The 12,284-nt window shown below is 66.6% G+C and carries 12 protein-coding genes; 2 read left to right on the top strand and 10 right to left on the bottom strand.

Going from position 1 to position 12,284, the window contains the following annotated elements; all coding sequences use genetic code 11:
• Nucleotides 1–109: 109 nt before the first annotated feature.
• The 6 genes from ABQY64_RS20715 to ABQY64_RS20690 are packed head-to-tail and all read right to left on the bottom strand — an operon-like array spanning nucleotide 110 to nucleotide 4,218.
• A complete protein-coding gene (locus tag ABQY64_RS20715; RefSeq protein WP_349779574.1) occupies nucleotides 110–1,159 on the bottom strand; it encodes a VacJ family lipoprotein in 1,050 nt (349 codons plus the stop codon).
• Nucleotides 1,160–1,169: 10 nt separating this feature from the next.
• Entirely contained in the window at nucleotides 1,170–1,469 is a 300-nt protein-coding gene (locus ABQY64_RS20710; protein ID WP_349779573.1) for an STAS domain-containing protein, read from the bottom strand.
• Nucleotides 1,459–2,121 (bottom strand): phospholipid-binding protein MlaC, encoded by a 663-nt coding sequence (locus ABQY64_RS20705; RefSeq protein WP_016902124.1) that lies wholly within the window; start codon nucleotides 2,119–2,121, stop codon nucleotides 1,459–1,461. The genes ABQY64_RS20710 and ABQY64_RS20705 overlap by 11 nt, the downstream gene beginning before the upstream one ends.
• Nucleotides 2,118–2,663, bottom strand: coding sequence for an outer membrane lipid asymmetry maintenance protein MlaD (gene mlaD / locus ABQY64_RS20700; RefSeq protein WP_016902127.1), 546 nt, complete (start codon nucleotides 2,661–2,663; stop codon nucleotides 2,118–2,120). Before mlaD ends, ABQY64_RS20705 begins: the two co-directional genes overlap by 4 nt.
• An 11-nt stretch (nucleotides 2,664–2,674) precedes the next feature.
• Complete coding sequence (locus tag ABQY64_RS20695; protein WP_016902129.1) at nucleotides 2,675–3,424, bottom strand: MlaE family lipid ABC transporter permease subunit; 750 nt, start codon at nucleotides 3,422–3,424, stop codon at nucleotides 2,675–2,677.
• Complete coding sequence (locus ABQY64_RS20690; RefSeq protein ID WP_039518202.1) at nucleotides 3,424–4,218, bottom strand: ABC transporter ATP-binding protein; 795 nt, start codon at nucleotides 4,216–4,218, stop codon at nucleotides 3,424–3,426. Before ABQY64_RS20690 ends, ABQY64_RS20695 begins: the two co-directional genes overlap by 1 nt.
• Nucleotides 4,219–4,453: 235 nt before the next feature.
• On the opposite strand from ABQY64_RS20690, the gene ABQY64_RS20685 reads away from it, so the two are divergent.
• Nucleotides 4,454–4,741 carry a hypothetical protein gene (locus ABQY64_RS20685; protein ID WP_024940543.1) on the top strand — a complete coding sequence of 96 codons (288 nt, stop codon included), beginning with the start codon at nucleotides 4,454–4,456 and terminating at the stop codon, nucleotides 4,739–4,741.
• Here ABQY64_RS20685 and ABQY64_RS20680 read toward each other — a convergent pair.
• The 4 genes from ABQY64_RS20680 to ABQY64_RS20665 form a co-directional block, all read right to left on the bottom strand.
• Nucleotides 4,734–5,303 (bottom strand): GNAT family N-acetyltransferase, encoded by a 570-nt coding sequence (locus ABQY64_RS20680; RefSeq protein ID WP_024940542.1) that lies wholly within the window; start codon nucleotides 5,301–5,303, stop codon nucleotides 4,734–4,736. The two genes, ABQY64_RS20685 and ABQY64_RS20680, sit on opposite strands and share 8 nt — an antisense overlap.
• 4 nt (nucleotides 5,304–5,307) lie before the next feature.
• A complete protein-coding gene (locus tag ABQY64_RS20675) occupies nucleotides 5,308–5,847 on the bottom strand; it encodes a phage tail protein (protein WP_024940541.1) in 540 nt (179 codons plus the stop codon).
• Between the two features lie 59 nt (nucleotides 5,848–5,906).
• Nucleotides 5,907–6,434, bottom strand: coding sequence for a phage tail protein (locus ABQY64_RS20670; RefSeq protein WP_024940540.1), 528 nt, complete (start codon nucleotides 6,432–6,434; stop codon nucleotides 5,907–5,909).
• Nucleotides 6,435–6,499: 65 nt separating this feature from the next.
• Nucleotides 6,500–7,045 (bottom strand): tail fiber protein, encoded by a 546-nt coding sequence (locus ABQY64_RS20665; protein WP_349779664.1) that lies wholly within the window; start codon nucleotides 7,043–7,045, stop codon nucleotides 6,500–6,502.
• Between the two features lie 318 nt (nucleotides 7,046–7,363).
• Here ABQY64_RS20665 and ABQY64_RS20660 point away from each other — a divergent pair, with 318 nt between their 5' ends.
• The gene (locus ABQY64_RS20660) at nucleotides 7,364–11,989 is read left to right on the top strand and encodes a putative Ig domain-containing protein (protein WP_349779572.1); all 4,626 of its coding nucleotides are present in this window, start codon (nucleotides 7,364–7,366) and stop codon (nucleotides 11,987–11,989) included.
• Nucleotides 11,990–12,284 lie beyond the last annotated feature (295 nt).

Below are 12,284 nucleotides of genomic sequence, written 5' to 3'. Positions count from 1 at the left end.
AGACGCAACCAGGTCTTCGGTGACCACCTCGCATGATTGTTGCGGAAAACAAAAAGCCCGGGAGCGATCCCGGGCTTTTCGTATTACTGCAAACCGCAAGCTCAACCGATCAACGAATCCACTGCGGTATCGGCATCGCATCCACCGGCACGGTGCTGTCCTTGTCTTCGCGCAGGTAGTCGGGCAGCTCGTTATCCTTCTCGCGATGGCTGCGCAGATCGCGCACGATCTGGTAATTGCGGCGCTGCATCCACGCATCGCGCGTCAGCGCGTATTCGTCCGGTGCCTGGTCGCGCAGCGAATCCAGCGACATCAGCTGCGAGCGCGTATCCACCAGCTGCAGACCCTGCAGGGCGAAGCGTGCACCGCTGTCGTCGACCTGGCGCAACGGCGACAGCGGAATGTCGCCGCCCAGGCCGAAGGTATCGCGCACGGTGCGCGGGCCAAACAACGGCAGCTCGAAGTAGCGCGAATTGCGCCAGCCCCATACACCCAGGGTCTGACCGAAGTCTTCGCTGCGGCGCGGGATGCCGGCCGCGGAGGCCGGGTCGAACAGACCGGCCACGCCCAGCGTGGAATTCATCACGAAGCGGCCCAGCGACTGCACCGCATACACCGGGTGGCCCTGCAGCAGCTGATTGACCATGGTCAGCGGCGTGCCGAGATTGTCGAAGAAGTTGGTCACGCCCAGGCGGGCCGGACGCGGCACCACCTTGGTGTAGCCGGTGGCCAACGGACGCGCCACGCCGCGGTCCACCGCCAGGTTGAAGCGGTGCATGCCGCGGTTGTAGCGCTCCCACGGATCGTAGGACGGCGCGTCACCGGGCTGTGCCGGTGCACCGTTGGCGCCGGCCTGCGGAGTGGTGGGGCCGTAGAGCGCCGCGAAGTCGTCCTCGGCCGAGGTGGGGGCACCGGCCGTGCCGGCATCGGCGCCGGTCTGGTCGGCAGGCGCCGCCGCGGTGGCCGGCAGGGCGTCAGGGGCGGCAAAGCCGGCGGCGGCCGGCTGCGCGGTCACACCGGCATCGTCGCGTGCCGGCGCCGGCGTCGCATCCGGGGTGGGCGCGGCAGCGGCCGCAGGCGGTGCGGGCTTCGGAGCATGGCTGGCACAGGCGCCAAGCAGCAGGCAGGCCAACAGGGAAAGGGGGCGAAGCTGGGTCATGGGGTGGCGCTCAGGCCTGGAAATCGAAAGTAGGGGACAAACGGTAGGCGGCACGCAATTCGTCCAGACCGGACGCTTCACCCACCACCGTGACAGGACCGGCACTGCTGCTGCGCGCACGCGCAGCCAGTTCGGCCAGCATCGCCACGCCGGCACTGTCCAGGCGTTGTACACCCGACAGGTCCAGCGTGCGAATGCCGTCCAGCTGCGCGATCGCCTGCGGCCAGGCCGCAGTGACCGCGTCGCGGTCGAGCACGCCGGTGAGTACCAGCGTGTCGCCATTGCGTTGCACGGAGCTGTTACTTGCCATTGGCCGGTGCCGGACCGACCTGCAGATTGCCGCTACGCAGCTCTGCGGCAACCTTGGCAATACCCTTTTCGCGCAGCGGGCCGTCGAACTGGGTCTTGAAAGTCTGCACGTAGGAGATGCCTTCGATCATCACGTCGAAGATCTTCCACTGGCCACCGACGTTACGCATCATGTAGTCGACCGGGGTCGGGTCGTTGCCGGCGCGCATCAGGTCGGTGGACACCTTGACGCCGCGGTTGCCCGGCAGCGCGCTTTCGGACTTGGCACGGAAGGTCGGCTTGCCTTCGAAGTTCAGCAGCGCGGTGCCGTAGCGCTGCATCAGGTTGTCGGCCAGCGCATCGGCGAACAGCTTGACGTCCGCATCGGAGGCGCCACGGCCGTTGACGCCCAGCACCAGGCGGGCCGAGTAGTCGCGGTCGAAGGCCTTGTTCAATTCGCCATTGATGTACTGGCGCAGGGCGGCCGGGTTGCTGCGGAACTCGGCGCGGCGCTGATCCAGCGTGCTCAGGATGCGGGTGCTGCTGTCGATGACGGTCTTGGTCGCCGCGCCCTGCGCAGGCGCGCTGGCGGCAGCCGGCTGCGCCAGCACGGTGGCCGGTGCGCACACCAGCAGGGTCGAGGCCAGGATGGCGGAAAGCAGGGTGGTCTTCATTGATGTGGTTCCGTAGAGGGAGAAGCGGTCTGGGCAGGCGCCGGGGCCTGGCCATCGGTGGCGGCCGGGGCATTGCTGCCACCACCGCCACCACTGAACATGTATTTGCCAACCAGCTGCAGCAGATCCACCGCCGGCTGGGTGAAGCCAATTTCTTCGCCCGGCTTGAGCGTCTCCGGGTCGCCGCCCGGCTGCAGCCCGATATAGCTCTCGCCCAGCAAACCGCTGGTGAAGATGCCGGCGGAGGTATCGGCGGGCAGATCCTTGTATTTGTTGTCCAGCGACAGGGTGACCACCGAGTCGAACTTGGTCGGGTCCAGGCTGATGTCGGACACCTTGCCGATGGTCACGCCGCCGATCTTCACCGGCGCCTGTGCCCGCAGCTGGCCAATCTGGCTGAAGCGCGCGGTCAGCGTGTACTGGCTGGAGCCGAAGCCCCAGCGCTGGTTGGTCGAGGCCACCGCCAGCACCAGCAGCGAGGCCAGGGTCAGCAGCAGAAAGGCGCCGACGGCGAATTCGAGTCGTGGTCCACGCATGGCCATAGTTATTCCACTCACCTAAACAACATTGCAGAAAGGACGAAGTTGAACATCAGCACCAGCAGCGAGGCGTTCACCACCGCACGGGTGGTGGCGATCGAGGTGCCTTCGATTGTCGGCTCGGCGTGGAAGCCCACGTAGGCGGCGACCAACGCGGCCGTGCCGCCGAAGATCGCCGACTTGAGCATCGCCACGCCGAAGTCGTCCCAGAAGTCCACGCTGTTGCTCAACCCCGACCAGAATGTGCCGTTGTCGATGCCCAGCACGTGTACGGCCTCGAAGTAACCGCCGGTAATGGCCAGCGAGCAGAACACGCCGGTCAGCAACGGCACCGTCAGCACCGCCGCCCAGAAGCGCGGCGCCACCGCCTTGGCGACCGGATCGATGGCCATCAGCTCCAGCGCCTTGATCTGGTCGGTGGCGCGCATCAGGCCAAGCTCGGCCGCGATCGAACTGCCGGCCCGGCCGATGAACAACAGCGCGGTCAGCACCGGTGCCAGTTCGCGGTACAGCGACAGCCCCAGCAAGGTGGACAGCGCATCCGACGCACCATAGGTGGTCAGCGTGCGGTAGCCCTGCAGGGTCAGCACCAGGCCGACGAAGGCGCCGCCGACGGCGATGATCGGCAGCGAGCGCGCACCGACCTTGTAGATCTCGCGCACCAGTTCGGCGATGAAGTCGCGCGTGGGCACCGAGCCGCGCAGCACGGTCAGCGAGAACAGCCCGGCGCGGCCGAAGGCGCGGATCGAGTCGACCATGGCCATCAGGCAGCACTCCGGTCGCGCCGCGGCGCCGCATCGAAGGCGATCGGGCCATCCGGCTGGCCATGCAGGAACTGCTGCACCAGCGGGTCGGTGCTGTCCTGCAATTGCGCGGGCGTGCCGGCGAACACGATGCCGCCATTGGCGATGACCACCGCCTGGTCGCTGATCGGCAGGGTTTCGTGCACGTGGTGACTGACGATGATGCTGGTCAGGCCAAGGCTGTCGTTGAGGCGCTGGATCAGGCTCATGATCACGCCCGACGCGATCGGGTCCAGCCCGGTCAGCGGTTCGTCGTAGATCATCAGCGGCGGGTCCAGTGCCAGCGCCCGCGCCAGCGCCACACGCCGCGCCATGCCGCCGGACAGTTCGCGCGGCCAGGCATCGGCGGCGGCCAGCAGGCCCACCGCATGCAGCTTCATCTGCACCAGGCGCTGCAGCACCGGCGCCGGCAGGCGGGTATGCGTGCGCAGCGGCAGCGCGACGTTGTCGGCCACGCTCAGGTCGGTCAGCAGGCCATTGCCCTGCAGCAGCACGCCGACATTGCGACGCATCTCCAGCAGTGCACGGTTGCCATGCGGGATCTCGCTGCCGAACAGGGTGACCGTGCCGGCAACCGGACGCAGTTCGCCGGTCAGTGCGGCCAGCAAGGTGGACTTGCCGCTACCGGAAGGACCGAGCACGGCCGTGATGCTGCCGCGTGGCACGTCGAGCGAGACGTCGCGCAGGATCGTGCGACCGCCGCGATCGATGCGGACACCGGACAACTGCACGACAGGGGATGCGGACGCCGTCATCGAAGCCTTTAACAGAATTCCAACGCGATAGAGTAACCGTCACACGGCTGAACATAACCGAACCGACGCGTGCAGTATTGTCGCATGACGCCTGTACTGCAGCAGACGCGTCACCGCCGGTACGTATGCAACAGGCCGTCTCATGCATGACGCAACGCAATCTTCGAATGCGCAGGTGTTGTGGCAGGTATGCCCTATGTGGATGATCGGATTTTCTGCCGACCACGAGCACAAAATGGACTTACTGACCCTGGAGCACTTTGCAGGCAGCGTCAACGACACGTTCTCTGCCGCATTGAACGAAGGCGAGGTTCCATTCGTGCTGGTCGAGGCGCGCGCGCTGCCCACCACGCATGCGGTGCATCGCGCGCCATTCTCGCTGCTGTTTCGCAACAGCTCGGCATTCCTGTTTCCGCAGCAGACCTATCGGTTACGTCACACGCGGCTTGGCGAGATCGGCATCTTCCTGGTGCCGGTGGCACGCGAGCGCGACGGGTTCCTGTATCAGGCGATCTTCAACTGAGCTGCGTGACCGCGTCTGCTTCGGCGCCGCGCCAATGCATTGCCAGATGCGTATCGCCGGAATCGCCGGCGACAAACCCCAGACGCGCATAGAGACGTTGGGCAGCTGGATTGGCATGCAGAACGTGCAGCGATAAGCCGCATCCCGCTGCACATGCGCGGGTTTGCGCCTGCACAATCAACGCAGTGCCGATGCCTTTACCACGCCATGCCGGCATCAGGCTGATATCGATCACTGCGTGTTGCGACGGTGCGCGCTGCAGATACAGCCGGCCGATGCGTTCGTGCTGCCACTGCACGACCATGAAGTCCGCATCGGGAAAATGGCGCAGATAATGCGCGCGCTGCAGGGCGAACTGCTGATCCAGAAACGCGCGCTTGGTTGCGTCCGGCCAGGGCACCTGCGCCAGCTCTTCGCTGCGCGTGCTCGCGTAGAGATCCTGCAGCCAGGGTAGATCGGCATCCTGCTCGGCCCGCAATGCGATGGCATGCGCATCCGGTACAGCGGCCTGGCCTGCGCCCAATGATGCTGTCATCACCTTGCTGGAAAGCAGGCGTGCCATGACGTCAACCGAAGTCTGGGTAGTCGCCGTACAACGCAATGCAGAAGTTCACTGCCAGATAGGGCTGCTGGTTCTCGTGCGCTACGCCATTGCCGGTTGGCAGCAGCGCGGTCGGCGAGAACTGCGTATCAGGCTGCGTCACCGTCACGAATGGACGTGCGGTGCTGCTGCTCATCGTCGACAGTGCCGCACCATTGGCGGGTGTGCCGGTCTTTTTGGTCGAGTCCGCTTGTGAAAATGCGTTGATGCCGTGTTGGTGCGGCGGAATCTGATTGCTCAGCAGGCTCACCCCGGCTGTGCCGAACGTGTCACCACGCTGCCGGTTGCTCAGTCCGCCGCCCTGGCCTTGCTGGCAGCCGGCGCGCGCGCAGAAGTTGGGCAACTGGAACGTACTGGAGCCGTTGCCGCCGTAGGCGACACCCAGCAGCGAGTACAGCGCAGTGTTCTGAACGATCGGCAATGTGGCGCCATTGCACAGCGCCCAGCCGACGGGATTGAAATCGAAGCCAAACAGCTGGATTTCGCCGGTATAAGGTTCGGTCATGAACTCATTCCTCCGATGGAACGGGTGGGCGTCGCGATGAGTGCGGTGCGCCGAATCGATCAGCTCTGCTGTGGAAAAATGCCGGCGGTGGAGATGCAGTACTGCACCGTCAAGGTCGGCATAGTGTTGTCGTGCGCCTGGCCGCCGCCGGTGATCGTCGTCGATTGCGTCGCCATCGGCGCTGCCGTGGCACCGGTCGTATCGGTCGCGTAGAACACGTCGCCGGTCACTGTGCCGGGCAGCAATCCCGCAGGCGCGGTCGCGGTGGCGGCAGTGGGTGTGGCGACCAGCGTGTGCGTGTGCGCCGGCATCTGCAGGCTGTCGAGCGTCACCGTTTCGGTGCCAGAGGTGTGGGCAATGACGTAGTTGCTCAGACCAGGGCCCTGGCCCTGGTGCAGCGGCACGCGTCCGCGCAGGTCCGGTACCGCAAAGGTGTTCTGCCCGTCACCGCCATAGAGCGTGCCTATCAGCACGAACAGGGTCTCGTACTCGGAGATCGACAGCAGGCTGCCGTCGCAGGCCTGCCAGCCCTGCGGGGTGCGGCCGAAGCCGAACATGCGGATCTCGCCGATGAATGGAGTGGCCATGGTGTCCTTCCTGGTCTGTGATGCCGCGCCGTCATCGGCACGCAGCGTGTAGAAGTGCCGGCGAACTAGCTACGCGAGGGAAAGATGCCGGACAGCGCAATGCAGAAATTGATCGTGGTGTAAGGCTGCATGTTTGGATGCGGTTGGCTGCCGCCGGCAGGGCCTACCGACTTCGGGTCCAAGGACACCAGCGTCCCCGGTGCCGCATAGAGCGCAGTGGCCGGACCCGTGGTGCTGGCATTGTTGCCGAAGTTGCGGCCAGAAGGACTGCGGTTATTGCCCGCGGTGCTGGTGGATTCCATCAGGTGGGCATGTGCGGGCAAATTGCTTGGCAGCAGCGTCACGTTCTCGCTGCCAGCCATCTGGCCCAGTGGCGGTACCGGCGGTTGCCAGCTCGGATCCGTTGACGCTGCGAAGCCGATGGGCGTGCGCCCGCGCATGTCCGGCAAACCAAAGGTAGTGCGGCCGTCGCCACCGAAACGCGTACCAAGCAAGCTGAAGAGTGCCTGGTTTTGATTGACTGGCAGCAGTTGGCCATTGCACTGCGCAAAATACTTGGGCGCAAACACAAAGCCGGTCATCATGATCTGACCCAAGAAGAACTCACTCATGCGGACTTCCTTCCCGTAAGTGCAACGCCGACTGCGTGTCGGAATAATTTGCACAGATACATGTCATGTTTGAATAGAGCAAGTCTCAACTATTCAGAATTGGAATGAAGTATTAAGTTTTTGTTCTTTATTCGTTAGTCAGTTCCTGTTCAAATACCCTCGCAATGTCGAAGGGAGCAATCCCACTAGGGCGACGTTGTCTTCAGGCACGAGGATCGTTGCCGGCGCCGGGGATGGCGCGCTCCAGGGGTGTGGACAGTGAACAAGCAACGTAGGTTTCCAGCGGACGCCACCGGCGGCCGCGCACGTTTGGCCGTGATGTTTGTCCTGTTCGCGATGATGCTCTTGGCGCCAGGCTGGGCGATGGCGCAAGCCTCGACCTACTGCCCGACGCTGAACGCCACCGTGGTGCAGGGCGGTTCGGTACAGATCGACGTGACGACCTGCGATGGCACGGGAGCAGACGATATCGGCATCGGCTGGAACGGCGTGCAACCCCCGCACGGCACGCTCGTGGTGCCCAATCCGAGTGGTGCGCAGGGCACGCAGATCGTCACCTACACCCACAACGGTGACAGCGCCACCAGCGATACGTTCCCGCTGGAAGATGGCCGGGGCGACACCATCACCGTCAACATCACCATCACTCCTAACCAGCCGACGCTGTCGATCAACAACGTGTCGGTGAACGAGGGCAATGCCGGCACCACAAATGCCACCTTCACCGTCTCGCTCAGCCAGCCGGCGGGCACCGGCGGCGTCAGCTTCGATATCGCCACCGCCGACGGCACCGCCACTGCCGGCGTGGACTACGTTGCCTCCAGCCTGACCGGGCAGACCATTCCCGCCGGCAGCAGCAGCGCCACCTTCACCGTGCTGGTCAACGGCGACACGCTCAGCGAGCCGAACGAGACCTTCTTCGTCAACGTCAGCAACGTCACCGGGGCGAGCGTGGGCGATGGCCAGGGCCAGGGCACCATCGTCAACGACGATGCGCTGCCCGCACTGTCGATCGACGACGTCAGCGTCAATGAAGGCAACAGCGGCACCACCACGGCCACCTTCACGGTGAGCCTGAGTGCGGCCAGCGGCCAGACCGTGTCGGTCAATTACATCACCGCCGATGGCACCGCCACCGCCGGCAGCGACTACGCCGCCCGCTCCGGCACGCTGACCTTCGCGCCGGGAGTTACCGCGCAGGGCGTGGCGATCACCGTCAATGGCGACACCGCGGTCGAACCCAACGAGACCTTCAGCGTCGGCCTGTCCGGCGCCAGCAACGCGAGCATCGCCCGCGCCACTGGTACCGGCACCATCGTCAACGACGATGTGGTGGTGGTGGTCGGGCCGGCATCGCTGCCGGCGGCGACCGCGGGCAGCGCCTATAGCCAGACCCTGAGCGCCAGCGGCGGCACCGCGCCGTACACCTTTGCCATCACGGCCGGTGCGTTGCCGGCCGGGTTGAGCCTGAGCGCTGGCGGCGTGCTGTCCGGCACGCCCACCGCCAGCGGCGGCTTCAACTTCACCGCGACCGCCACCGACAGCGGCGGCAGCCCCACCAGCGGCGCCCGTGCTTACACGCTGACCGTGGCCGTGGCCACGACCACCTTCCCGGCGACCAGCCTGCCGGCCGGCACCGCCGGCCAGGCCTATTCGAGTGCGCTTAATCCGGCGACCGGCGGCGTTGCGCCGTACACCTACGCCGTCACCGCCGGTGCCTTGCCGGCGGGCATCACGCTCGACGGCAGCAGCGGCGCCCTGACCGGCACCCCCGGCAGCGTGGGCAGCTTCAGCTTCAGCGTGACCGCCACCGACAGCACCACAGGCACGCCGTCGCAGGCCACACGTAGCTACACCTTGACCATCGCTGCGCCACCGATCGTGGTCGCGCCGTCCGCGCTGCCGTCCGCCACCCGCGGCACCGCCTACAGCCAGACGTTGAGCGCCAGCGGCGGCACCGCGCCGTATACCTACTCGCTCGCCAGTGGCACGTTGCCGGCAGGCATCACGCTGGCCAGCAACGGCACGTTGTCGGGTACCGCCACGGTGGAAGGCAGCTTCAACGTCACCGTGACCGCGACCGATGCGGGCAGCTTCACCGGCAACCAGGCCTACACCCTGACCGTGGCTGGCCCGAATCTGGTCTTGCCGGCGAGCACCTTGCCGGCAGGCACGGCCGGGCAGGCGTACTCCGCGGCGATCACGCCGGCCACCGGCGGCACGGCGCCTTACAGCTATGCATTGACCGGCGGTGTCCTGCCGGCGGGCGTGGTCGTGGATGCGGCCACCGGCGCGCTCAGCGGCACGCCGACCGTGGCGGGTACGTTCAACTTCACCCTGACCGTATCCGACAGCACGCCCAGCCCGGCGGCGCAGGCCAGCCGCAGCTACACGCTGTCCATCACGGCACCTGTGGTCGTGATCGCGCCCACAACGCTGTCGGCCGCCACCCGCGGCACCGCCTACAGCCAGACGTTGAGCGCCAGCGGCGGCACCGCGCCGTACACCTATGCAGTCAGCGCGGGCAGCCTGCCGGCCGGCATCACGCTGGCCAGCAACGGCACGTTGTCGGGCACCGCCACGGTGGAAGGCAGCTTCAACGTCACCGTGACCGCGACCGATGCGAACACCTTCACCGCCACGCAGGCCTATGCACTGACCGTGGCCGGCCCGAACCTGGCGTTGCCGGCCAGCACCTTGCCTGCAGGCACGGCCGGGCAGGCGTATGCGGCGACGATCGCCTCGGCCACCGGCGGCACTGCGCCTTACCGCTATGCATTGACTGCGGGCGCATTGCCCAATGGCGTGGTTGTCGATGCAGCGACCGGCGCGCTCAGTGGCACGCCGACCTTGTCCGGCACCTTCAACTTCACCCTGACCGCCACCGACAGCACGCCCAGCCCGGCTGTGCAGGCCAGCCAGAACTACTCGGTCACCATCGCGGCGGCAACGCTGGTGCTGGCGCAACCGACCCTGCCACCGGCGGTGCGCGGCAGCGCCTACAACCAGGTGCTCACGGTCAGCGGCGGCGTTGCGCCCTATCGCTACAGCATCGCCAGCGGCACGTTGCCGGCCGGCCTGACGCTGGCCAGCGACGGCACGCTGTCGGGCACGCCGACGACGCAGGGCACTTCGTCCTTCACCATCGCGGTGGCCGATGCCGGCAATGCCAGCGCCACCCAGGCCTATAGCTTCACGGTGAGCGATGCGGCGCCGGTGGCGGTGGCGGATGTGGCGGCCACCATGTCCGATGCTGCGGTGTCGGTGGCGGTGACCGCCAACGACACCGGCAACATCACCACGATCGCCATTGCCACTGCGCCGACCAACGGCACCGCCGTGGTCAACGGGCTGGAGCTGGTCTACACGCCGGCTGCCGGTTTCGTCGGCACCGATGTGGTGAGCTACACGGTCACCGGCAGCGGCGGCACCTCGGCGGCGGCCACCGTGACCATCGCGGTCAACGCGCGGCCGGTTGCGGTGTCGGTGACTGCGGCGGCAGTGCCGGGCGAGGCGCAGCAGGTCGACCTGACCCGCAATGCCACCGGCGGGCCGTTCGTGGCGGCGGCCGTGGTCGCGGTGCTGCCTGCGTCGGCCGGTACCGCCACCATCACCCAGGTTGGTGGTCTCGCCACCGCGGCGGCGGCACGTGCTTCGGGCCCGTCGCCGGCGGCTGCTGCAATGGCCGAGACGCCGACCTTCATGCTGACCTTCACCCCGAACCCGGCCTTCGTCGGCCAGGCCACGGTGCAGTTCACCTTGTCCAACGCGTTCGCCACCTCGGTGCCGGCCAACGTGGTGTTCACCATCGCGCCGCGCCGCGACCCCAGCGTGGATGCGGAAGTGCGTGGCCTGATCGATGCGCAGTCCGAGTCCACGCGGCGTTTTGCGCGGGCGCAGATCGACAACTTCCAGCGCCGTCTGGAAGCCACCCATCGCGGCGGCAGCACCTTCAGCAACGCGGTGAGCTTCCAGCCGACCTCGCATTGCCGCCAGGCCGACCGCGGCATCAGTGCGCAGCCGTGCAGCCCGGACACGCAGGAGGCCGACAACGACTTCCGCGATGCGCCGGCAGTGGCCAGCAGCGGCACCAGCACCGCGCAGGGCCAGGGCGATCTGGGGCTGTGGGTGGGTGGTGCGATCCGCTCGGGCAGCCTGGACAAGCAGTCCAACAGCAACGGCGTGGACTTCCAGACCGACGGCCTGAGCGTGGGCGCCGATTACCGGGTGGCGCAGTCGTTGGCGATCGGTGCGGGCCTGGGTTGGGGCCGCGACGACAGCGATGTGGGCAGGAACGGCAGCCACTCCAAGGCCACCGCCTACACCATGGCGTTGTATGCCAGCTTCCATCCGGGCAATGCGTTCTTCTTCGACACCCTGGTCGGCTACCAGCTGCTGTCCTACGACCTGCGCCGCTATGTCACCGACGACGCCTCGATGGCCGAAGGCAACCGCGACGGCAAGCAGTGGATCGCCTCGCTGTCCACCGGTGCGGACCTGCAACGCGGCGAGCTGCAGATCACCCCGTATGCGCGTGTGGATGTGGCGCGCGCCACGCTGGATGGCTATGTCGAAGATGGCGTGGCGCCGTTCGCGCTGCGCTATGACGACATGGACGTGGCCACCACCACCGGCAACCTGGGCCTGCGCCTGGAATGGCGCCGCGAAGTGGCCTGGGGCCGGCTGACCCCGCAGTTGCGCGTGGAATATCAGCGCGACTTCCAGGGCCGCGGCGATGCCACGCTGAGCTACGCCGATCTGAACGGCGGGCCGTTCTACCGCGCGGGCCAGAGCGCGTTCGATCGCAACCGCCTGATGGTGGGCATCGGCGCGGCGTTGCTGACCGAGCAGGGCCTGTCGACGCGGCTGGAATACCGCGGCATCACCGACGGCGACAGCAACAACGATCAGACCTGGATGATCAACCTGGAAAAGAAATACTGATCGTCTCCAGCGTCGTGCACCAAGCCAACACGATGGGCCGGGCGAAGACCCCGGCCCATCGCTTTTTGTGATGCCGCCGCAGGGGTATTGCATGGCGGCGCCTGCGCCTGGAGGCGCGTTGGTCGACGGTAGCTTGCAGCGATACCGCCGAGCGCCGCGGCCGCACGGCATCGCAGGCAATACTACATTGCAGGCAATCGGCAATCCGCTCGCGCCTGCTGCGTTCGGGTGCAGTAGCTCCGCAGCGTGTCGGCCGTCATCGCCATGGTTGGCCCCGCGCCTGCCCACTCCAGTA

It is taken from the genome of Xanthomonas sp. WHRI 7065 (assembly GCF_040203115.2).
Classification (GTDB): Bacteria; Pseudomonadota; Gammaproteobacteria; order Xanthomonadales; family Xanthomonadaceae; genus Xanthomonas; species Xanthomonas arboricola.
Note: the sequence above shows the minus strand (reverse complement) of the source record. Positions and strands in the feature narration are given on the sequence as shown.